The organism is Sphingomonas abietis, assembly GCF_027625475.1.
GTDB lineage: Bacteria > Pseudomonadota > Alphaproteobacteria > Sphingomonadales > Sphingomonadaceae > Solisphingomonas > Solisphingomonas abietis.
In genome coordinates, this window is sequence record NZ_CP115174.1 from 3,944,630 (window position 1) to 3,965,163 (window position 20,534).

Genomic DNA, 20,534 nt, shown 5'->3' on the forward strand with positions numbered 1-20,534 from the left:
AATGTAGCCGAGACGGTCATCGACCTCACCGGCTCTTGAGCGGGAAAAAGGATTTTCGACATGACCGTTATCGCTTCCAACACTGCCGCCCTCCGCGCCCAGAACGGCTCGCGCATGGCGAACAACGCCCTGAACACGGCGATGGCTCGCCTGTCCTCGGGCAATCGCATCAACTCGGCTTCGGACGACGCCGCCGGCCTCGCGATCTCGAACACCATGCAGTCGCAGATCAACGGCATGAACCAGGGCATCCGCAACTCCAACGACGGCATCTCGCTGGCCCAGACCGCTGATGGCTCGCTGGACGAAGTGACCAGCATGCTCCAGCGCATCCGCGAACTGGCCGTCCAGTCCGCCTCGGGCACCTACAGCAGCGACGACCGCGACAACATGCAGACCGAGGTGACCCAGCTCACCCAGCAGATCGGCTCGATCGTCAACACCACCCAGTTCAACGGCGTGAACGTGTTCGGCACCAGCGGCGCCGGCGGCACCACCACGATCCAGACCGGCGCCAACGCGGCCGACACGGTCGACATCGTGATCTCGGGCTCGCTCGCTTCGCTGAGCAGCCTGACCGTGACGATCACCGGCACCGACGGCACGACCGCCAACAGCGCGCTGTCCACGATCGACGGTTATGTGAAGACGGTGAACTCGGTTCGTGCCGGCCTCGGCGCTTCTGAAAGCCAGCTGAACTCCGCGGTCAACAACATGACCAACGACGTCACCAACCTCACGGACGCCAAGTCGCGCATCTCGGACGCGGACTTCTCGACCGAGACGACCAACCTCGCCAAGGCCCAGATCCTCAGCCAGGCGTCGACCGCCATGCTCGCCCAGGCGAACCAGTCGCAGCAGGGTGTGCTCAAGCTTCTCCAGTAAGGAACACGCTTCCTTGACTTGAGGCGATGGCCTCCGGCGCAACAGCTCCCCCGCGCCGGAGGCTATTTCGCGTTTTCGATCCGTCCATGGATAGTTACGATGAGCGACGCACGACCCCTGCCTGATTTTCTCGGTAACGACAGCGACGAAGAGCTGGTGTTCGAAGACCCCTTCTTCGCCGAAGAGACCGTAATGGCAGAGGCCGCCCCCGTCGTGGCAGAGGAAGTGCCTGCAATCGCCGAGCCGCGACGGACCGTCCGCCGCGGCCGCAAGGCTTTGGAGGCCACACCGCCGCCTATCGTCGCCGACCCTGAACCGGCTCGCCCCGAACCACCCGTTTCCGCGGACGCCGCTGCTGCGGCCTCCCCGGAAGATTCGGCCGGCGTCGCATCTGCGCCTTTCCCGCCGCACGGTGCGGCGTCGGCCGATACCAAGATCCCGATGCTGATGGTCGCGATCACGATCTTCGCGTTGCTGACGAGCCTGCTCTCGCTGGGTGGCCTGATCATGGTCAGCCGGACGCTGACCCATGCCGAGGCCGATCGCGCTCGCGCCGCGGAAGAGCGGGCGACGTTCGAGGGCGTGCCGGCGCTGGTCGCGCGCCTCGCGGCGGCGAGCAGCCATCTGGATGCGGCCGAACAGCGCCTGTCCGCCGCCAGCCCGTCCGGGCCGCCGGCGACGATCGCCGACATCCGACACGAGCTCGACATGCTGAAGATCGCCCTGGCCGCCCATCAGCCCGATGGCATGGACGCGCTCAACGGCACGACGCGGGATGGTTTTTCGGAAATCTCGACCCGGCTGGATCATCTCCAGGCCCGCCTGACCGGGCCGCAGCCGAGCCATTGATCGTCGATCGCCGGGCCACACGGCCGCGGCGTCGCCTATAGTGCCATCCATCGGATCGGATATCCCAGCGTCGCGGCGATCAGGCGATCCGGATGTGATCCGGCGCAAGACCGTCCAGCCTGCGACGATGTACGGCTTCATAGGCGGCCTCGATCTGGCGGGCGTAGCCGGCCGTATCGAAGAGCGGCTGGGATAGGCGGTTGATCGCCAATTGGCTTTTGATCGCGGCCAGCTTGTCGGGCGACCGCGCCAGTTCCAGCGCCTTGTCGAAATAGGCCTGCTCGGTCTGCACGACCATCTCGGGCAGGCCGACCGCCTGCACCAGGCTGGCGCCGACGCGCGCGGCGAACTGCCGGCCGGCCAGGGTCAGCACCGGCAACCCGCCCCACAGCGCATCGCTCGCCGTCGTGTGCGCGTTGACATGAAACGTATCGAGGAACAGGTCGGCATGGCGGATGCGGGCCAGATGCCGCGAATGTTCGCGCACGCCGGCGAAGACAAGGCGGGCCGGATCGACCCCACGCGCGGCCGCCTCCTTCTGGAGATTCTCCTTGGCCTTGCCGCTGCAATTGAGCAGCCAGAGCACGCTGCCCTCGACCTCGCGCAGCAGCGGCATCCAGATATCGAACTCGCGCGGGCCGATCTTGTAGCTCTGGTTGAAGCAGCAGAAGACGAAGCTCTGCTCGGGCAGGCCGCAGCTTTTGCGATCCTCGTCCAGTTCCGCGATCACGCGCTGGTCGTCGTTCGGCTGATAGCTGTGGGGAAGCCGCACGACCCGTTCGCTATAGCCGTTCTCGTCGCCGTCAGGGATCACGACCGGATCGGCAATGATGTAATCCATTTCCGGCAGGCCCATCGATCCCGGATAGCCGAGATAGTTGATCTGCACGGGGGCGATCCGCGCCGCGAAATAATAAGCGCGGGAATCCTTGGTATAGCCCTTCATGTCGATGGCGATGTCGAGTTCGTGGCTGCGGATGAGGTTCAGCGCCTCGCGATCGGGCATCTGGCGGATATCGACGAACTTGTCCGCGCCCTCGGGCGCGAGGGTCGGGCCGACGTTCATCGGGCTCAGATCATAGCAATAAATCTCGAAGCGTGAGCGGTCATGCTCGCGGAACAGGCCCGCCATGAGATAATGGGTCGCGTGGCGGAAGAAATCGGCCGAGAGATAGCCGACCCGGATCTTGCCCCCGGCTTTGCGTTCGGGAAGCTCGAACGGCGGATGATCGCCGGTGAAATGGCGGGCTGCGTAGACCTGCGAACGCTGCAGCTGGCGGACGGGATCATCCTCGAACACCAGCGCGTCGAACGGCAGGCCCATCTGCGGGGTATCGATCGGCAGCATCGGCCAGGCATGCCGGCTGCTCCATTCGCAGACCTGGGCCTGCAGGGTCAGCAACCGCCCCCACAGGCTATAGTTGGTCGGCAACAGTTCGGTGGCCCGGGCCAGCGCGATCACCGCATCGTCATATTGGTGGGTGACGCCCAAAGCGTGGGCGAGATCGCTATGGATATCGGCATTGTCGGGATCGAGACGGGCCGCGAGGCGCAATGTTTCGGCCGCTTTCCCATGCTGGTTCAGGCCCAGCAGCGAACGGCCCAGTTCATAGAGCGCACCGCCATGGTCTGGCTGGATTTCGAGCACCTTCAGAAGCGGCGGGATCGCTTCCTTGTGGATCCGGGTCTGGTTGCAGAAGATGCCGATGCGATGGCCCGCCTCGACATGCTCCGGGGCCAGCGCCAGCACGGCGCGGCTCGCCTCGATCGCCTTGCTGAGATGGCCCCGCGCTTCATGCAGGATCGACATGTTGAAATGGGCATCGACATTGTCGGGGTCGATGTCCAGTGCGGTGGTGAGGGCCGCTTCGGCATCCTCCAGCCTGTCCTGGCCCAGCAGCGCGATCCCGACATGGAGGTGATGGCCGGCGACACCGGGCTGCGCCGCCAGTTCCGCACGGAAATTCCGCTCCGCCTCGGCATAGGCCTTGATGGCGAGCCGGGCGGCGCCGATCAGGGTGTTCACACCCTCCGCCACGGGGAAACGGTCGAGGATCGCCTCGCCGACCCTGATCGTCTCGGCATGATCGCCACGCCTGTGCGCGGCGAGCAGCCGGTCCAATTCCACCTGAGGTGCAGTGGCGGCGGTGCGGGCATCGAGGCGCGCCAGCCCCTGCCGCGCGGTGGCATTGCGGGGATAGGCCTGGAGCACGTCTTCCAGCAGGCGCCGCGCTGCGGCTTCGTCTCCCCGCTTCTCCGCGCTTCGTGCCTTGCGAAACACCAGTTCCAGGCTGGACGCCATCTCACACCCTCAAAGTCAAAGTTCCAATCCAGCGAAACCGTGACTGATTATGGCTAAGATAGGGTTAACTCAGCGCCAGCCGGTCAGCTTGCCGCGCAGCTTGTCGAGCGCGGACTTCTTGATCTGGCAGACCCGGGCGGCGCCGATATCCAGCACCTGCCCGATCTCCTCGAGGTTCAGTTCCTCGACGAAATAGAGCTGGAGCACCATCGCCTCGCGTTCGGGCAGCTGGGCGATATGCCCGGCCAGCGCTTCGCCGAGCCGGCCGCGATCGAGCTGCTCGTCGGCACCCTCCTCGATGTCGGCGAACCACATAGACTGGTCCGAATAGACCTCGTCGAGCGATTCGTGGCGCACCGCCTCGGCGGCATCGACCATCTCGCGGAACGAGGCGGGGTCGAGCCCCATCGCCTGCCCCAGTTCGATCTCGGTGACCGCACGGCCGAGCTTGCCTTCCAGTTCGGCGCGGGCCTTGGCGATCTCCTTGCGCTTGACCATGCCGGAGCGCGCCTGCGTCGCATGGCGGCGGAGATGATCGATCATCGCGCCACGGACCCGCATCCCCGCATAGGTGGCGAAGGCGTGGCCGCGATCCTCATAGCCATTGGCGGCCTCGACCAGCGCGACCATGCCGATCTGCACCAGATCCTCGATATCGATCGCGTTCGAGACACGGCCGTGGACATGCCAGGCGATCTTGCGGACCAGCGGCATATGGCCCTGGACCAGCGTCGCCTGACTCTGGCGCTGCGGCTTGCGGGCATAGGTCATCATGTTCATCGCGCCATCTCCGGCTCACGACGCTGGGTGACCTGCGGAGTATGGCCGCCGACGACGGCGACGACCTCGACAGGCTTGCCATCGGGTATCTCGAGGAAGGAAAGCACAGGCGCGTCCGACAGATGCGGGCGCAGCAGACGGGCGAGCGCGCGACGCGCGATCGGCGAGGTGACGATGGCGAAGCGCTTGGCCTCGCCGACCAGCGGCGCGGCCGCCTCCATCACCGCCTGGACGATCCGGCCGGCGAGCGCCGGCTCGATCGGATGGGCGGCATTGGGGCCGGAACGCACCGCCTGGGTGAGCAGGCTTTCGAGGCCGGCATCGAGGGTGACGACCGGCAGCGGCATCCGCACCGGCACCAAAGTCTGCACGATCAGCGCGCCAACCCGGCGGCGGACCTGTTCGACCAGCTGGACCGGATCGCTCTCCTCGCGGGCGGCGTCGGCCATCGCCTCGGCGACGCGGCGGAAATCCTTGAGCGGCACGCCTTCGGAGAGCAAGGCGCGGCACAGCGCAGCGATCTGGGCGAGCGACAGCGGCGCCGGCATCAGACCCGCGACCAGCTGCGGCGCCTTCTCCTTGAGCTCGTCGAGCAGCTTCTGCGCCTCGTCCATGCCGAACAGGTCGGCGGCAGAGTTGAGGATCAGCTGGTTGAGGTGGGTGGCCAGCACCGTCGAGGGATCGACCACGGTGTAGCCGGCGATCACCGCCTCGCCGCGCTTGTCCGGCGTGATCCACACCGCGTCGAGCCCGAAGGTCGGATCCTTGGTCGCCTTGCCCGCGACGGTGGCGGCGAGATCGCCCGAATCGAGGGCGAGCAGGCCGTGGGGATCGCACTCGTCCTCGCCGACGACGACGCCGCCGACGGTGATGCGATAGGCGTTGGGCGCCATGTTCATATTGTCGCGCACCCGCACCAGCGGGATCACGAAGCCCAGCTCCTTGGAGAGCTGGCGACGGATGCCGGTGATCCGCGCCATCAGCGGCGCGCCCTTGCGCTCGTCGACGAGGCTAACGAGGCCATAGCCGATCTCGAGCCCGAGCGGCGCGTCGTCGGTGACCTCGTTCCAGCCGATCGCGGACGGATTGGCGGGCGCCGCCGGGGGTGCCTTGGCAGCCAGCGCATCCTCCGCTTTCTTGAGCTGGTCGGCACCGCGCAGCTTCCAGGCGGCGAAACCGCACAATGCGGCCGCCGGCAGGAAGATGACGTGCGGCATACCCGGCAGCACGCCGAGGATGGTGAGGATGCCGGCGACCGGCGTCCACGCCTTGGCCGAACCGAACTGGCTGGAGATCTGGCCGCCGAGATCGAGCGGCGAATTGACCCGCGTCACGATCGAGGCCGCCGCGATCGACAGCAGCAGCGCCGGGATCTGCGCGACCAGCGCGTCACCGATAGCGAGCTGGACATAATTCTTGGCGGCATCGCCGATCGCCATCTGGTGGCTGACGACACCGAGGATCAGGCCGCCCAGCACGTTGACGGCGAGCACCAGCACGCCGGCGACGGCGTCGCCCTTCACGAACTTGGACGAACCGTCCATCGAGCCGTAGAAATCGGCTTCGGTCGCGACCTCCTGGCGGCGCTTCTTGGCGTCGTCGGGGGTCAGCAGGCCGGCGTTGAGATCGGCGTCGATCGCCATCTGCTTGCCGGGCATGGCATCGAGGGTGAAGCGCGCCGAGACTTCCGAGACGCGGCCCGCGCCCTTGGTAATCACCACCAGGTTGATGATCATGATGATCGCGAACACGAAGATGCCGACGGCATAGTTGCCGCCGATCAGGAAGCTGCCGAACGCCTCGATGACATGGCCGGCCGCCGCATCGCCCTCATGGCCGTGGACCAGCACGACGCGGGTGGAGGCGACGTTGAGCGCGAGGCGCAGCAGGGTGGCGAACAGCAGCACCGTCGGGAAGGCGGAGAAGTCGAGCGGCTTGGCGGCGTTCAGCGCCACCATCAGCACGGCAAGGCTGATCACGATGTTGGTGATGAAGCCGATATCCAGCATGAAGGCGGGCATCGGCACCACCATCAGCGCGACGAGCATCAGCGCCGCGACCGGCAGGATCGCGCCCTTGGTTGCGTCCATCCAGACACGCTTGTTGATCGCGGCGGTCGCCATCTGTGTCAGACTCCGAGGGATGCGAGCATGAGGTAGGCCAGCCGCGCGGTCTGCGGGCTCGGCGCCATGAGTTGGGCAGAGGTGGTCGTAGCTGCGTCCGCCGTCGCGACGGTGGTGCCGTCGCTGGTGCCGTTGAGCGCGGCGAGCTGCATCCGCGCGATGTCGGCGGCGGTATCGGTCGGCGCGCTCGCCATCTGCGTGGTGGACGTGTCGGCCGCCGCCGGCGACGACTGGTCGAAGCGCGACGCGAAGCGCTGATAGACGTCGGACAGCGAGCGCGGATTGCCCGACTTGTCGTAGAACACCCACTTGTTCGCGCGCGCGGCCGCCGGCATCACCGAAGCGGCCGCGGTGTCGGGGCTGGCATCCATCGCCTTCAGGAAGCGCGACGCCCCGGCCGGGCCGAGGAAATGCGCCATGTAGAGATCGGTCGCATTGGTATCGCGGCCGAGCTTCGACTTCAGATAGTCCTGGTTGTCGGAAGCATATTCGCCGGCCATCGCCGCCGAGGTTTCCGGCGACTGGCGCAATGCCAGGATTTCCTGCTTCGTCGTCGGATCGGAGACGCTGTAATGGCCATTGGCGCCCTTGGTGATCGCGCTCGCCGCCCATTGGAGCCCGTGCTCGGCGCCATGTTCCTTCATCATCCCGAGCCAGGTCTGGTCGGTGAACTGATAGAGGCCCGACGCGCTCGACGTGGTGGCGCGCGCATTCGGGTTGAAGCCGCTCTCGATGCGGGCCTGGTGATAGAGATAATGGAAATCGACGCCGGTCGAGGCGGAGGCGGACGCGATCGCGTTCTGCACGCGGCCGCCTGTCGGCCCCGTCAGTCCCGTCTCTCCATTGCCCCGGATGATCGTCAGCGTCATGTCGGTCCTAGTTCAGCAAGAGCCGTGCCAGCCTAATAGGCCAGCCGGCCGGAACGGCCGTAGGTTTGGGTCGCCTTGCCCTTGCCGGTCGCGGCGGCGAGGCGGCTGATGCGGCGGGCGGTCATGTCGGCGAGCACATTGACGCGCACGCGCGCGGCATCGGTGAGCGCCATCGCTTCCTCTGCGAGCGCCTTGACGTCGCTGCCGGCAAAGCGTGGCTTCAAGGCACGGATGCGGACCAGCGCATCCTCGACGGCGGCGGTCTGGCGGGCGATGCCCTCCACATCATCGGCGTCGAGCGCGGCGATCAGGCCCTTCTGTTCGCGGATCAGGGCTTCCAGGGGTGCAGTGCTCACAATTTGGCTCCCATGTCGGCGGAGATCATCGCCTGCGCGATGGCATGCGGATCGGCCTTGTAGGTGCCCGCCTTGATGGCGGCCTTCAGCGCGGAGACGCGATCGCTGTCGATCGGCGCGCCCTGCGAGGCCAGTTGCGACACGGTGGTCGACACCGCGCCGCGATCTTCCAGCGAGGATGCGGGCTTGTTGATCTTGGTCGCAGCCTCGCCGCGCTGGGTGGCGCTGCTGCCGATGCCGGTGAGCGAGGTGCCCGGAGATCCGATGGAGTTGATCATGCCGATGCTCCTCAGAAGGACGACATGCGGACGCTGCCGCCGTCTTCGACCATGCCGATCATGATCTGGTTGCGATCGCTGGCCTTGACGCGGATGCGGCCGCCGAGGCGCCCGTCTTCCTGCGCGACGGCCGAGGTGGTGACGGTGAAGCCATTGTCGCCCGACACGAGCTGGACGGGATCGCCGCGCTTGATCAGCGGGGGCGTCGTCGGCTGGGCGGACTGATAGAGTGCAGGGCCGACGGCGGCGCTGTTCGCCACGGCGTTCATACCCGGCGCCTTCACCAGCGGCACGCGGATGCGCCAGCCGATCGATTCGCAGCGCAACGCCACCGCGCCGAGCGCGGGCGGATCGATCGCCACCGGCTGCGGACACGGCTGGAGCTTCAGGCGATGATCGAGATGCGTCACCGGCCCACCAGGCTTGCCAACATCGGCATCCAGCGCGCCGACAACCCGGCCTTCCAGCTTGGTAAGATCCTCGAACCCCGAAGCGTCGGTCGCGGCATAGGCCGGCGACCCCGCCAGCAGCAGGATAAGGGCGAGGCCCTTGCGTGTCATGAGAGATGCTCCCGTCATATGGACGCATCTAAGCAACCAACGTGCCAAAGATTTGGTTAACGCGGGTTCACCCTCATTCGAAAGTCTAACTAAAGTTTATCGGCCCCCGGCCGTGAGCGTCACCCGGACATGTTGGCCGGCCTGTTTCGCGGCCGGCCCGGTGCCATCGATCGAGAGGTCGATATGGCGCGGATCGAGGCCGCCCTCGGCGACGGCGCGGGCGATCGCGGCGGTGCGGGCGGCGGCCAATTCCCACGCGTCGAAACGGAGAACCGCCGCGTCGGTGCCGACGCTTTCGATATGGACGAGACCGCCCTGCCCTGCCGCCTGACGGCCGAGCGCGATGAAACGGGCACGCGCCGGCGCCAGCAGAATCGCCTCGCCCGGCTCGAACAGGCCGGCCGCCACTTCGTTGAGGCTGGTCGGCGCCGGCGCCCCGAACGCCGCACGAATCCCGGCGTTCAGGGCCTGCGGATCGCCGCGCTGGGCCTGGAGCAGTAGCAGGAAACCGAGCAGCACCAGGCACAGATCGGCAAAGCTCAGCGCCCAGCGCGAGCGAGCGCCGCCGCCGTTCATGCCGGCCCCCGAAGCGCCGGGCGTCCCCAAGGAAAGCGCCGGCAGTCTCATGCCACCACGCGCAGCCGCGCCTCGATCCGCGCGACACGGGTTTCGAGCGGGCCGCCATTTTCCTCTCGCGCAATCGCGGCAAGGCGCTCTAGCGCATCCCTCTGCCAGATCAGTTCGGCGCGGGAGAGGCGTTCCAGCCGCGCGGCGATCGGCCCGGCGATGCAATTGGCGAGGATCACGCCGTACAGGGTGGTGAGCAGCGCCAACGCCATGCCCGGCCCGATCCGCGCCGGATCATCCATCGCCGAGAACATGCGGATCAGGCCGATCACCGTGCCGATCATGCCCATCGCCGGCGCCGAATCGGCGGCCGCCCGCCAGACGGAATGCACGGCCGCATGACGCTCGGCGCGCGCGGCCAACTCGGTTTCGCCCCACGCGACGAACTGCTGCGGATCGGGGAGATCGGAAAGGCGCACGGCCGCACGCGCGAGGAAATTCTCGACCACCGGAACGCGATCCGCAGTGGCCAGTCCGGTACGGGCGGTACGCTCGGCGATCCGGTTGACCGCGACGCGCGAGGCCTGCGCTTCGGCGTCGACGCGCATGGCGAACAGCGGTTTCAGGGCCGCCATCGCGCGGGCGAGATCGCGGCCGGTCGAGCGCATCGCGGCGGCGACCAGCGATCCGCCGAACACCAGCAGGATCGCGACAGGGTCCAGAAAAATCGCGCCGTCCACCGAGTTTACGCTCCCACGCCCAGACCGGCCGGCAAGCGACCGGCAAAAATTTGCCGCCCACCGGCAAGGGCTTGCCGCCCCCGCCGCCGGTCTCCCGAATCCCGCACTTTTCGTCCGCCGCCGCCGAACTGGCACGCCCGTTGCATCATCACGAGCGAACCCGCCGGGACCGATCCCTTCACGACCAAGGACGGCAGCAGCGGCAGGAAGTTTAGAGGACCGGATAAAAAAATGAGCAGCGACGCTCTCTTCGGCATCCACGGCAAGGCGCTCGAGATTCGCTCTCAGCGCATGGCCATGCTCGCCTCGAACATCGCCAACGCCGCCACGCCGGGCTTCAAGGCCCGCGACGTCGATTTCACCAAGGCGCTCGACGCGGCCACGGCGGACCAGCCGGCCAGCACCGACGCCGCGGTCGAGGGCAATATCGGCTACCGCGTGCCGGTGGAGAGCTCGCTCAACGGCAACACCGTCGAGTTGCCGGTCGAGCAGACCCAGTTCGCCGAGAATGCGGTGGCCTACAAGACCACCCTCCAGTTCCTGCAAGGCCGTGTCGACACGGTGATGCAGGCTCTCAAGGGAGACAATTGATGAGCGCCCCCATGTCGGTGTTCGACATCGCCGGCCGCGCGATGTCCGCGCAGGTCGTCCGGCTGAACACCGTGGCCTCCAACATGGCCAATGCCGGCACCGTCTCGGGCTCCGAAGCGAGTGCCTATCGCGCGCTCAAGCCGGTGTTCACCGAGGTTTCGGACGCGCCGGGCGTCTCCACCGTCAAGGTCAGCCAGGTCGTCCAGTCGGCGACCCAGCCGACCAAGCGCCACGACCCCGAAAATCCGCTCGCGGACAAGGACGGCAACGTCTGGGACGCCGGCGTCGATAGCGCCGCCGAGCTCGTCGATATGATCGAGACCCAGCGCCAGTACCAGAACAACGTGCAGGTCATGCAGACCGCGAAACAGCTCACCCTCGACACGCTCAGGATGGAAAAATGACCACAACCGCCACCACCTCCACCACGTCGACCAGCTATCTCGACAGCCTGCGCAAGGCGAGCGCCGCCTCCGCCGCGACCGGCGCGTCCTCGGCGGGCAGCGACACGATCGACCAGGCCGGTTTCCTCAAGCTGCTGACCGCGCAGATGACCAACCAGGATCCGACCGCGCCGATGGATTCCAACCAGATGGTCTCGCAGCTCAGCCAGATGTCGACCGTCTCGGGCATCACCGAGATGAACACCTCGCTGAACTCGATCCTGTCGCAGATCACCGGCAACCGCATCGGCGACGCCGCCAGCTGGATCGGCAAGGCGGCGCTGGTCTCCTCGTCCACCGCCCAGCCGCTCTCGAACGGCGGCTATGCCGGCACGATCACGCTGCCGTCGACCGCGACCAGCATGAACGTCAACCTCGTCGATAGCACCGGAAAGACGGTTTATAGCCAGACGCTTTCCAATCAGGCGGCCGGCACCGTCGATTTCGCATGGGACGGCAAGGCCACCGACGGCACGCAGGCCAGCGGCCCGCTGTCGGTCGTAGTCTCGGCGTCCGGAACGTCGGGCACGATCACCCCCACGGTCGCGACCTGGGCCACGGTGACGGGCGTCAATTCGCCCGCCGGCGGCAGCTCGGCCGAACTCACCACGACGCTCGGCACGATCGCGCCGACCGACGTCCTCAGCCTCTCCTGATCCTCTTCGCTAGGAGCATCCCATGTCGTCCTTCTACACCTCGCTCTCCGGCCTCAACGCCGCGCAGACCGACCTCAACGTCACGTCCAACAACATCGCCAACGTCGGCACCAACGGCTTCAAGTCGAGCAATGTCGAGTTCGCCGACGTGATCTCCTCGTCGCTTTACCAGGCCGGCAACTCGGTCGTCGGCCAGGGCACGCGCACCAAGAGCATCAGCCAGGAATTCACCCAGGGCTCGGTGCAGAGCACCGGCCAGTCGCTCGATCTGATGGTCAACGATCAGGGCTTCTTCGTCACCAAGGCGGCCGGCACCGGCAGCCAGGTGAATTTCACCCGCGACGGCGCCTTCAAGCTCAATGCCAACACCGACAATGTCACCGACTCCGCCGGTAACGAGCTTCAGGTGCTGCCGGTCGACCAGCTCGGCAACGTCACCGCGACCGGCTCCGCCGCGATGCGCACCCTTCATGTGCCCGAGACCAACGGCACCGCCAAGGCGACCAGCGAGATCGACCTGTCGATGACCTTCCCGTCGGACGCTGCCGCGCCGACCGACACGACCTTCAGCCCGACCGATGCCAAGAGCTATAACGGCGCGACCTCGACGACCGTCTATGACTCGGCCGGCAATGCGATCCCGGCGACGGTCTATTATGTCCACACCCAGTCGCTGACCACCAACAGCGACGGCACCAAGAGCGGCACGAGCCAGTGGGTGGCGCACACCTATGTCGGCGACCAGGAGGTCTTCCCGGCCGGCACCACCACGGCGCCGACGCTGACCTTCGACACCAACGGCACGCTCACCTCGCCGACCGGCGTGCAGACCTATGGGGCGGTGACCCCGACCGGCGCATCCGGCCCGCTGGCGATCAGCTTCAACTATGGCACCGCCACGCAGGAAGGCGCCTTCGCACTGCAGACCGTGCAGTCGAGCCAGAACGGCAACACGGTGGGCCAGCTCTCCGATCTGACGGTCGGGGACGACGGCGTCGTCTCCGCCACCTATTCGGACGGCTCGTCGCTGAAGCTCGGCGCGGTCGCGCTGGCCAACTTCACCAATCCGAGCGGCCTCCACCAGTCCGGCAGCACCAACTGGCAGGCGACCGGCGCCAGCGGCGCGGCGCAGATCGGCGCCGCCGGCACCAACGGCCTCGGCACGGTGAGCCAGGGCGAACTCGAAATGTCGAACGTCGATCTCACCTCGGAACTGGTCAACCTGATCTCCGCCCAGCGCGACTTCCAGGCGAATTCCAAGGCGATCGATACCGACAAGCAGATGCTCGAATCGATCATCCAGGTGGTCTGAGGCTGGCTGAGAACAGGACGATCCATCATGGACCAGCTGATCTATACGTCGCTCTCGGCGATGCGCGCCCTCATGCAGAAGCAGGTGGTGACGGCGAACAACCTCGCCAACGTCAACACCGTCGGCTTCCGCGGCGACATGACCAACAGCGAGGCGGTGTACCTGACCAACGGCGGAGACGGCGTCTCCGCCCGCGCCCAGGCGTCAGACAGCAAGGATTCGGCGGACATGGGCGTGGCCGCCAACGTCACCACCGGCCGTGATCTGGACGTCGCGATGAACGGCGACACCCTGCTCGCGGTACAGGCGACCGACGGCACCGAGGCCTATACCCGCCGCGGCGATCTCCAGGTGGCGGACAGCGGCCTGCTCGTCACCGGCGACGGCCTTCCCGTGATGGGCGAGGGCGGCAGCCCGATCACGCTGCCCCCGGTGGACAGCATCCGCGTCGACAATACCGGCGTGCTCTGGATCGTCCCGCAGGGTGGCGACCCCACCCAGCCGCAGCAGATCGAGCATCTCAAGCTCGTCTCCGCCAAGGGATCGAAGATCTCGAAGAGCGACGACGGTCTCTTCCACGTCGCGCAGGGCGGCTCGCTGCCCTCCGATCCCAATGGTCGCCTCACCTCCGGCGCGCTGGAAGGATCGAACGTCAACGTCACCAAGACGCTGACCGACATGATCGATGCCAGCCGGGCCTGGGAAACCCAGGTGAAGATGCTGGCCGGCGCCAAGGAGATGGACACCTCCACCGCGCAGCTGATGGACATGTCCGGCCAGTAAAACTGGCACGCTTGTTGCTTTGATACCGTCAACAGACTTCACGCTAGGGACACGAAACCCATGACCAACGCCGCCCTCCATGTCGCCCGCACCGGCCTCGACGCTCAGCAGGAGCGGATGCAGGTCATCGCGAACAACATCGCGAACGTGAACACCACGGGCTTCAAGCGCGACCGCGCCAATTTCGAGACGCTGGCCTATCAGTATATCACCGCGCCGGGCGCCACCTCATCCGGCGACGACAAATATACTCAGGGCACCTCGCTCGGCGGCGGCGTCAAGCTGGCGGGCACGTCGCGTTCCGACGTGCAGGGCTCGATCAACCAGACCGGCAATGCGCTCGACCTCGCGGTGCAGGGCAGCGGCTTCTTCCAGATCCAGCAGCCGGACGGCACCATCGCCTACACCCGCGACGGCAATTTCTCGGTCTCGGCCGAAGGCCAGATCGTGACCCAGGACGGCCGCCCGCTCATCCCCAACATCCAGGTGCCGGATGGCGCCACCAACATCACGATCGGCGCCGACGGCACCGTTTCGGCGACCACCGCCGGCACCACCGCCTCCACCCAGCTCGGCAAGATCCAGCTGGCGAGCTTCGTCAATCCGACGGGGCTCAAGGCCGAAGGCGACAACATGCTGACCGAGACCGACTCCTCGGGCACGCCGCAGCTCGGCGATCCCGGTACGGATGGACGCGGCACGGTCGCGCAGGGCGCGCTCGAGGCCTCGAACGTCGACGTGACGCAGGAGCTGGTCGACATGATCGAGACCCAGCGCGCCTACGAGGTCAACTCGAAGATGATCAAGGCGACGGACGAAATGCTCCAGTTCGCCAACCAGAACATGTGATCGGCACGATCCTGATGCGCACCTCCTCTTCCCTTCGTCTCCCAAGCGGCGTGCTCGGCCTCACGCTGGTGATGGCCGTCATGGCGGCGCCGCAGCCGGCCCATGCGCACAGCAAGCCCAAGGAGGTGAAGGTCAACGAATATGCCCCGACGCTGCCGCAGCCGATGGTGGCCCCGGCCGCGAACGGATCGATCTTCCAGGCATCGCTGGGCTATGCGCCGCTCACCTCCGGTGCCCGCGCGGCGATGGTCGGCGATCTCGTCACCATCATCCTGACCGAGAGCACGCAGGCACAGAAGACCAATTCGGCCTCCACCGATCGTTCGAGCACCATCGGCATCACCCCGCCGACCACCGGCGCCCTGTCCCTGTTCACCGCATCCGATGCGTCGATGGGCGGATCGGGCACCTTCAAGGGCCAGGGTGCCGCCGAACAGTCCAACCAGCTGACCGGTGCGATCACCGTGACCATCGCGCAGGTCTTCCCGAACGGCACCTTCCTGCTGCGCGGCGAAAAGCATCTGACGCTCAACCGTGGCGACGAGGTCATCCAGATCTCCGGCATGGTCCGCGCCGCCGACATCGATTCGACCAACAGCGTGCTCTCCACCCGCATCGCGGATGCGCACATCACCTACACCGGCAAGGGCGAGATCGCGCGCGCCAGCACCCAGGGCTGGCTCGGTCGCTTCTTCTCCCGCGTCAGCCCCTTCTGAGGAATCCAGACGTGAAGCGCCTCTTCCTCCTCGCCCTCGCCACCCTGGCCGCCGCGCTGGGCATGGCCCCCGCCCATGCCGACCGGATCAAGGATATCGGCCAGTGGCAGGGTCTGCGCACCAACCAGCTGACCGGCTACGGCATCGTCGTCGGCCTCACCGGCACCGGTGACGACTCGCTGGAATATGCCACCCAGGCGATGAAGGGCGTGGCCTCGCGCTTTGGCCTGCAGATCCCGCCCGGCGTGAACCCGGCCACCAAGAACGCGGCGGCCGTGCTGATCACCGCCGATCTGCCCGCCTTCGCCAAGCCGGGCCAGGTGCTCGACATCACCGTCTCGGCGCTGGGCAAGGCCAAGAGCCTGCGTGGCGGCACGCTGATCATGGCGCCGCTGATCGGTGCCGATGGCCAGATCTACGCGATGGCGCAGGGCAACCTTGCGGTCGGCGGCCTCGGCATCTCGGCGCAGGACGGCTCGAACGTCATCGTCAACGTGCCGACCGCGGGCCGCATCCCGAACGGCGCCACGGTGGAAAAGTCGGTCGATGCCGGTTTCGCGACCGCACCGACGATCAACTTCAACCTCGGCGAGGCGGACCTCACCACGGTCCAGCGCGTCGCCGCCGCGATCAACCGCTTCATGGGGCCCGGCCATGCCGAGGCGATCGACGCCACCACGGTCGCGATCTCCGCACCGCCGGGGGCCGAGAGCCGCACCATGCTGATGTCGCAGCTCGAAGACCTGGACGTGACGCCGGCCGACGCCCCCGCGCGCGTGGTCGTTAATGCTCGCACGGGAACGGTCGTTATCAATGGTGCGGTCCGCATCGCGCCAGCGGCCGTCAGCCATGGGAAGCTCACCGTGAAGGTCGACGAGAAGCCGCAAGTGTCGCAGCCCGCGCCCTTTTCGCAGGGCCAGACGGCGGTCGTCCCCAACAGCGCGATCTCGATCGACGAGAAATCCTCGCCGATGTTCGAGCTGGGCGGCGGCGCCAGCCTCTCCGATATCGTCAAGGCCGTGAACGCCATCGGCGCCTCGCCGGCCGACCTCGTCGCCATCCTCGAAGCGCTGAAGCAAGCCGGCGCCATGAAAGCGGACCTGATCATCCTATGATCCAGAGCACCTCCTCCTCGTCGCCGACGCTGGCCGCCACCAGAGCGGATGCGGACAAGGCCAAGCTGAAATCGGCCGCCCAGGCGTTCGAGGCGGTCTTCCTGCGCCAGATGATCGGCAGCATGCGCAGCGCCAGCCTCGGCGACGGCATGCTCGACAACGAGGCGACCTCGCAGTTTCAGGACATGGCCGACAGCAAGACCGCCGACGCCATGTCCCAGAAGGGCGTGCTGCATCTGGCGGACCTGCTGGTGAAGCAGCTCGGCCCGATCGCCGCCAAGGGCGATGGCGCGACGCCGACGCCGGCCGAGGCCGCCGCCCAGGCAGAAACCGCCGCGAACGTGACCAAGCTGAACAAGCCCAAGCCGGACGTCACGTCCCTGGAGGTGCCCGAAGCCGATGTCAGCGCACTGCCGGTCAAGGCCGACGTCACCTCGCTGACCGCCCATAAGGCGCTCATCACCCGCCTCGCCGGAGCCGGCCGGTGAGCGATCTCCTCTCCATCGGCGCATCGGGCGTCCGGGCCTATAATTCGGCGCTGTCCGCGGTCGGCAACAATGTGTCGAACGCGGATACGCCGGGCTATACGCGCCGCACCGTATCGCTGGCGGAGAACACGTCCGGCGGCGCTTCGCAATTCAGCGGCGTCGACACCGCCAGCGTCGGCCGCGCCTGGGACGATTATCAGGCGCAGGCCGCGCGCACCGCGGCCGGCGACGCCGGCCAGACCGACGCGACCAGCACTTGGCTGACCAACGCCGAAACCGCCCTCAACGACACCGCCAATGGCGTAGGCCAGAGCGCGACATCGCTGTTCACCGCCGGCGACGCGCTCGCCGGGGATCCCAGCAGCACGGCCAATCGGCAGGGCTTCCTCGCCGCGCTGGATCAGACCGCGTCGGCATTCAACAGCACCGCGGCCTCGCTGGCCAGCGTCTCGAGCGGCATCGCCACCTCCGCGCAGACCACTGCGCAGACGGTCAACGCGACGCTCGATCAGATCGACAAGGTCAACACCGCGCTCAAGACGACGACCGCCGGCTCCAGCCAGGCGGCCGACCTGATGGATCAGCGCGATCGCTTGCTCGATACATTGTCGAGCAATGTCGGCATTTCCGTCTCGCTCGACAATAATGGCGCGGCGACGGTATCGCTGACCAGCAGCGGCCTCCAGATGACCGGCAATCCCGGCGCGCGCCTGACCGTCGCTTCCGGGACCAACGGCACGCTCGCGGTACAGGCGATTTCGGGCGGCAAGACCCAGCCGGTCGGCACTGCCGGCGGATCGCTGGGCGGCCTCGTCGAAAGCGCGTCGACGGTTGCGGATCGCCGCACCGCGCTCGACAAGATGGCATCCGATTTCTCTAGCGCGATCAACGCATGGCAGGCGCAGGGCCAGACATCGAGCGGTGCGGCCGGCGCGGCGCTGCTCAGCGGCACCACTGCGGCGACCATCTCGATCACGACATCCGATACGACGGCGATCGCCGCCGCGACCTCCAGCGCCTCCAACGGCAATCTGCTCACCCTCTCCACGCTGCGCGGATCGACCGGGCTCGAGCAGACGTGGAGCAATATGGTGACCGATCAGGGGCAGATGACCGCTGCCGCCAAATCGGCGGACACCGCCGCCACCTCGATCGCATCCTCGACGATGGACGCCCGCAATACGACCAGCGGCGTCGATCTCAACACCGAGGCCGCCGAGATGATCCGATACCAGCAGGCCTACAACGCCGCGGCGAAGATCATCCAGACGTCCAAGGACACCATGCAATCAATCCTCGATCTGTTCTGAGGCTAGGAAACCATGCTCAGCTCCACCTACAGCCTGACGTCGCAAATCAAGCAGCAGCAGGCGTTGCAGAACCAGATTTCCAATCTCAACTACGACATCTCGTCGGGCGTGAAGGTGCATGTCGCCTCCGACGATCCGCAGGCCGCCGCCCAGATCGCCACGATCGGGCGCCAGCAGGCCAATGCGACCGTCTATGCCAGCAACGTGACCAACGCGCAGGCGACCGCCTCGCTCGTCGACACCAGCCTGTCGGGCATCCAGACGTCGGTGCAGCAGGCCAAAGAACTGATGCTGACCGCCTCCAACGGCACGCTCTCCAACGATCAGCGCAGTTCGGCGATCACCCAGTTGCAGAGCATCCAGCAGAGCCTGCAGGCGGCGTCCAAGGCCACCGATGCCGGTGGCAATCTGCTCTACGCACAGGGCGCGGCCACCCAGATCCCGATCGGAGACGGCGTGACCGTCGCGGCCGGCGAAAGCTATGACGACGTGTTCGGCACCGTCTCGCTGACCAGCGGCGGCACCACCAGCCTCGATTCGATCCTGAGCAATGCGATCACCACGCTCCAGGGCGATTCCAGCGGCAATCTCAGCACCACCGCCGTCGCCAGTTCGCTGAGCGCACTGGACGATGCCTCCACCCATATCTCGAACGCCCAATCCGATCTCGGCGTGCGCGAAACGCGGCTGAACACCGCATCGGATACGCTGGCCACGTCGCAGACCAATCTCGCCACCTCGCGCTCGGCGCTCGAGGATACCGACGCGACCGAGGCCTACGCCACGATGTCGAGCAAGATGACCATCCTCAACGCCGCGCAATCGGTGCTGGCATCGATCAACAAGGTGTCGCTGTTCGACAAGATCAGCTGAGGCGCGGGCTTCGTTTCCGCGCGTCCGCGCCGCGCCGCATAAGGCGTCGCACAGCCTTTTCGCGCCATGCGAACGGGATCGCCCCGCTGTTGGCGCAACCGGGCGGCAGAGTGACCGCCGCCGGCGCAAAAATACAGTTACCCCGCCGCTAACTTAGCAATTCGTTTCCACTTTGCGGGGTAGGACGAGTCCTAGCGTCAAGTGTTTCCAACAGGGGTTTTCGGCATGTTCGCAGCGATCGGCCTGGTCGTCCTTCTCGGCATGGTGTTCGGCGGCTTCGCCTTCACCGGCGGCGACCTCGGCCCGGTCATGGAGTCGATCCCCCACGAGATGATCATCATCGGCGGCGCCGCTCTGGGCGCCACGATCGCGGGCAACTCGATGAAGGAGCTGAAGCAGCTCGGCGGCGGGCTCGGCAAGATCTTCAAGGGGCCGAAATACAAGAAGCAGGACTTTCTCGACGCGATCTTCCTGGTCTCCGGCCTGATGAAGATGCTGCGCACCGACGGCCCCGTCGCGGTCGAGCCGCATATCGAGGATCCCAATTCCTCGACCGTGTTCGCCAATTACCCCAAGCTGCTCAAGGACAAGACGCTCGTCCATCTGGTCTGCGACACGCTGCGCCTCGTCGTGGTGTCGTCCGGCACCCTCGATCCGCACGCGGTCGAGGAGGTGATGGATAACACGCTCAAGACCCATCATCATGACGATATCCGCCCGGCCGAGATGCTTCAGGGCCTCGCCGATGCGCTGCCGGCGCTCGGTATCGTCGCGGCCGTTCTCGGCGTGGTGAAGACGATGGGCTCGATCGACAAGCCGCCCTCGATCCTCGGCGCGATGATCGGTTCGGCGCTGGTCGGCACCTTCATGGGCGTGCTGCTCGCCTACGGCATCGTCGGCCCCTTCGCGTCGCGCTGCAAGCAGGTGGTCGAGAGCGACGCCTCGATCTACCATGTCGTCAAGCAGATCATCATCGCCTCGCTCCACGGCCATCCGCTGCCGCTGGTGATCGAGGCGGCGCGCTCCAGCATCAGCCACTCGAACCAGCCGGCCTTCGCCGACGTGTTCGACGGCATGCGCGGTCGCTAA

23 protein-coding genes are annotated in these 20,534 nt (G+C 66.7%); 14 read left to right on the plus strand and 9 right to left on the minus strand.

The features are described from left to right. The first annotated feature begins 60 nt into the window (after window positions 1-60). A complete protein-coding gene (locus tag PBT88_RS18510) occupies window positions 61-885 on the plus strand; it encodes a flagellin N-terminal helical domain-containing protein (RefSeq protein WP_270076770.1) in 825 nt (274 codons plus the stop codon). Window positions 886-984: 99 nt separating this feature from the next. Further along, the gene (locus PBT88_RS18515; RefSeq protein WP_270076771.1) at window positions 985-1,734 is read left to right on the plus strand and encodes a hypothetical protein; all 750 of its coding nucleotides are present in this window, start codon (window positions 985-987) and stop codon (window positions 1,732-1,734) included. Between the two features lie 79 nt (window positions 1,735-1,813). Here the strand turns inward: PBT88_RS18515 and PBT88_RS18520 are convergent, their stop codons facing one another. The 9 genes from PBT88_RS18520 to PBT88_RS18560 all read right to left on the minus strand — a co-directional run bounded on the left by PBT88_RS18520 (window position 1,814) and on the right by PBT88_RS18560 (window position 10,309). Further along, window positions 1,814-4,036 carry an O-linked N-acetylglucosamine transferase, SPINDLY family protein gene (locus tag PBT88_RS18520; RefSeq protein WP_270076772.1) on the minus strand — a complete coding sequence of 741 codons (2,223 nt, stop codon included), beginning with the start codon at window positions 4,034-4,036 and terminating at the stop codon, window positions 1,814-1,816. A 69-nt stretch (window positions 4,037-4,105) separates the two neighbouring features. Continuing rightward, window positions 4,106-4,807 carry a sigma-70 family RNA polymerase sigma factor gene (locus PBT88_RS18525; RefSeq protein ID WP_270079316.1) on the minus strand — a complete coding sequence of 234 codons (702 nt, stop codon included), beginning with the start codon at window positions 4,805-4,807 and terminating at the stop codon, window positions 4,106-4,108. Between the two features lie 5 nt (window positions 4,808-4,812). After that, on the minus strand, window positions 4,813-6,939 hold the full coding sequence (gene flhA, locus PBT88_RS18530) for a flagellar biosynthesis protein FlhA (protein ID WP_270076773.1): 2,127 nt from the start codon (window positions 6,937-6,939) through the stop codon (window positions 4,813-4,815). 5 nt (window positions 6,940-6,944) lie between these two features. Beyond that, window positions 6,945-7,808 (minus strand): transglycosylase SLT domain-containing protein, encoded by an 864-nt coding sequence (locus tag PBT88_RS18535; protein ID WP_270076774.1) that lies wholly within the window; start codon window positions 7,806-7,808, stop codon window positions 6,945-6,947. A gap of 32 nt (window positions 7,809-7,840) precedes the next feature. Beyond that, window positions 7,841-8,164, minus strand: a complete 324-nt coding sequence (locus tag PBT88_RS18540; protein WP_270076775.1) for a hypothetical protein — start codon at window positions 8,162-8,164, stop codon at window positions 7,841-7,843. Beyond that, window positions 8,161-8,442: a flagellar biosynthesis anti-sigma factor FlgM gene (flgM, locus tag PBT88_RS18545; RefSeq protein ID WP_270076776.1), complete on the minus strand. Its 282-nt coding sequence runs from the start codon at window positions 8,440-8,442 to the stop codon at window positions 8,161-8,163. The genes PBT88_RS18540 and flgM overlap by 4 nt, the downstream gene beginning before the upstream one ends. 11 nt (window positions 8,443-8,453) lie before the next feature. Next, a complete protein-coding gene (gene flgA / locus PBT88_RS18550; RefSeq protein WP_270076777.1) occupies window positions 8,454-9,002 on the minus strand; it encodes a flagellar basal body P-ring formation chaperone FlgA in 549 nt (182 codons plus the stop codon). A 96-nt stretch (window positions 9,003-9,098) separates the two neighbouring features. Further along, a complete protein-coding gene (locus tag PBT88_RS18555; RefSeq protein ID WP_270076778.1) occupies window positions 9,099-9,629 on the minus strand; it encodes a flagellar motor protein in 531 nt (176 codons plus the stop codon). Beyond that, a complete protein-coding gene (locus PBT88_RS18560; RefSeq protein WP_270076779.1) occupies window positions 9,626-10,309 on the minus strand; it encodes a motility protein A in 684 nt (227 codons plus the stop codon). Before PBT88_RS18560 ends, PBT88_RS18555 begins: the two co-directional genes overlap by 4 nt. A gap of 231 nt (window positions 10,310-10,540) precedes the next feature. Here PBT88_RS18560 and flgB point away from each other — a divergent pair, with 231 nt between their 5' ends. The 12 genes from flgB to motA all read left to right on the plus strand — a co-directional run bounded on the left by flgB (window position 10,541) and on the right by motA (window position 20,534). Continuing rightward, a complete protein-coding gene (gene flgB / locus PBT88_RS18565) occupies window positions 10,541-10,900 on the plus strand; it encodes a flagellar basal body rod protein FlgB (RefSeq protein WP_270076780.1) in 360 nt (119 codons plus the stop codon). Further along, on the plus strand, window positions 10,900-11,304 hold the full coding sequence (flgC, locus tag PBT88_RS18570) for a flagellar basal body rod protein FlgC (RefSeq protein WP_270076781.1): 405 nt from the start codon (window positions 10,900-10,902) through the stop codon (window positions 11,302-11,304). Before flgB ends, flgC begins: the two co-directional genes overlap by 1 nt. Further along, a complete protein-coding gene (locus tag PBT88_RS18575; RefSeq protein ID WP_270076782.1) occupies window positions 11,301-11,999 on the plus strand; it encodes a flagellar hook assembly protein FlgD in 699 nt (232 codons plus the stop codon). Before flgC ends, PBT88_RS18575 begins: the two co-directional genes overlap by 4 nt. A 22-nt stretch (window positions 12,000-12,021) precedes the next feature. Then, window positions 12,022-13,311, plus strand: a complete 1,290-nt coding sequence (locus PBT88_RS18580) for a flagellar hook protein FlgE (RefSeq protein WP_270076783.1) — start codon at window positions 12,022-12,024, stop codon at window positions 13,309-13,311. A gap of 27 nt (window positions 13,312-13,338) precedes the next feature. After that, window positions 13,339-14,094: a flagellar basal body rod protein FlgF gene (locus PBT88_RS18585; RefSeq protein WP_270076784.1), complete on the plus strand. Its 756-nt coding sequence runs from the start codon at window positions 13,339-13,341 to the stop codon at window positions 14,092-14,094. Between the two features lie 60 nt (window positions 14,095-14,154). Continuing rightward, complete coding sequence (flgG, locus tag PBT88_RS18590) at window positions 14,155-14,943, plus strand: flagellar basal-body rod protein FlgG (protein WP_270076785.1); 789 nt, start codon at window positions 14,155-14,157, stop codon at window positions 14,941-14,943. A gap of 14 nt (window positions 14,944-14,957) precedes the next feature. Then, complete coding sequence (locus tag PBT88_RS18595) at window positions 14,958-15,659, plus strand: flagellar basal body L-ring protein FlgH (protein ID WP_407696475.1); 702 nt, start codon at window positions 14,958-14,960, stop codon at window positions 15,657-15,659. Between the two features lie 62 nt (window positions 15,660-15,721). Next, entirely contained in the window at window positions 15,722-16,774 is a 1,053-nt protein-coding gene (locus PBT88_RS18600) for a flagellar basal body P-ring protein FlgI (RefSeq protein ID WP_270079318.1), read from the plus strand. Continuing rightward, on the plus strand, window positions 16,771-17,262 hold the full coding sequence (locus PBT88_RS21250) for a rod-binding protein (protein ID WP_407696476.1): 492 nt from the start codon (window positions 16,771-16,773) through the stop codon (window positions 17,260-17,262). Before PBT88_RS18600 ends, PBT88_RS21250 begins: the two co-directional genes overlap by 4 nt. Further along, window positions 17,259-18,572 carry a flagellar hook-associated protein FlgK gene (gene flgK, locus PBT88_RS18610; RefSeq protein ID WP_270076786.1) on the plus strand — a complete coding sequence of 438 codons (1,314 nt, stop codon included), beginning with the start codon at window positions 17,259-17,261 and terminating at the stop codon, window positions 18,570-18,572. The genes PBT88_RS21250 and flgK overlap by 4 nt, the downstream gene beginning before the upstream one ends. Window positions 18,573-18,584: 12 nt before the next feature. Further along, window positions 18,585-19,445: a flagellin gene (locus tag PBT88_RS18615; protein ID WP_270076787.1), complete on the plus strand. Its 861-nt coding sequence runs from the start codon at window positions 18,585-18,587 to the stop codon at window positions 19,443-19,445. Window positions 19,446-19,670: 225 nt separating this feature from the next. After that, window positions 19,671-20,534 (plus strand): flagellar motor stator protein MotA, encoded by an 864-nt coding sequence (gene motA / locus PBT88_RS18620; RefSeq protein WP_270076788.1) that lies wholly within the window; start codon window positions 19,671-19,673, stop codon window positions 20,532-20,534.

Excerpts from the sequence above, each read along its gene's own strand:
- flgG (WP_270076785.1), top strand. The coding sequence starts at position 14,155 with ATGACCAACGCCGCCCTCCATGTCGCCCGCACCGGCCTCGACGCTCAG.
- PBT88_RS18585 (WP_270076784.1), top strand. The coding sequence starts at position 13,339 with ATGGACCAGCTGATCTATACGTCGCTCTCGGCGATGCGCGCCCTCATG.
- flhA (WP_270076773.1), bottom strand. The coding sequence starts at position 6,939 with ATGGCGACCGCCGCGATCAACAAGCGTGTCTGGATGGACGCAACCAAG.
- flgC (WP_270076781.1), top strand. The coding sequence starts at position 10,900 with ATGAGCGCCCCCATGTCGGTGTTCGACATCGCCGGCCGCGCGATGTCC.
- PBT88_RS18615 (WP_270076787.1), top strand. The coding sequence starts at position 18,585 with ATGCTCAGCTCCACCTACAGCCTGACGTCGCAAATCAAGCAGCAGCAG.
- flgA (WP_270076777.1), bottom strand. The coding sequence starts at position 9,002 with ATGACACGCAAGGGCCTCGCCCTTATCCTGCTGCTGGCGGGGTCGCCG.
- PBT88_RS18580 (WP_270076783.1), top strand. The coding sequence starts at position 12,022 with ATGTCGTCCTTCTACACCTCGCTCTCCGGCCTCAACGCCGCGCAGACC.
- PBT88_RS18555 (WP_270076778.1), bottom strand. The coding sequence starts at position 9,629 with ATGAGACTGCCGGCGCTTTCCTTGGGGACGCCCGGCGCTTCGGGGGCC.
- PBT88_RS18510 (WP_270076770.1), top strand. The coding sequence starts at position 61 with ATGACCGTTATCGCTTCCAACACTGCCGCCCTCCGCGCCCAGAACGGC.
- PBT88_RS18575 (WP_270076782.1), top strand. The coding sequence starts at position 11,301 with ATGACCACAACCGCCACCACCTCCACCACGTCGACCAGCTATCTCGAC.
- PBT88_RS18525 (WP_270079316.1), bottom strand. The coding sequence starts at position 4,807 with ATGACCTATGCCCGCAAGCCGCAGCGCCAGAGTCAGGCGACGCTGGTC.
- PBT88_RS18515 (WP_270076771.1), top strand. The coding sequence starts at position 985 with ATGAGCGACGCACGACCCCTGCCTGATTTTCTCGGTAACGACAGCGAC.
- PBT88_RS21250 (WP_407696476.1), top strand. The coding sequence starts at position 16,771 with ATGATCCAGAGCACCTCCTCCTCGTCGCCGACGCTGGCCGCCACCAGA.
- flgM (WP_270076776.1), bottom strand. The coding sequence starts at position 8,442 with ATGATCAACTCCATCGGATCTCCGGGCACCTCGCTCACCGGCATCGGC.
- PBT88_RS18595 (WP_407696475.1), top strand. The coding sequence starts at position 14,958 with ATGCGCACCTCCTCTTCCCTTCGTCTCCCAAGCGGCGTGCTCGGCCTC.
- flgB (WP_270076780.1), top strand. The coding sequence starts at position 10,541 with ATGAGCAGCGACGCTCTCTTCGGCATCCACGGCAAGGCGCTCGAGATT.
- PBT88_RS18535 (WP_270076774.1), bottom strand. The coding sequence starts at position 7,808 with ATGACGCTGACGATCATCCGGGGCAATGGAGAGACGGGACTGACGGGG.
- PBT88_RS18520 (WP_270076772.1), bottom strand. The coding sequence starts at position 4,036 with ATGGCGTCCAGCCTGGAACTGGTGTTTCGCAAGGCACGAAGCGCGGAG.
- PBT88_RS18600 (WP_270079318.1), top strand. The coding sequence starts at position 15,722 with ATGGCCCCCGCCCATGCCGACCGGATCAAGGATATCGGCCAGTGGCAG.
- motA (WP_270076788.1), top strand. The coding sequence starts at position 19,671 with ATGTTCGCAGCGATCGGCCTGGTCGTCCTTCTCGGCATGGTGTTCGGC.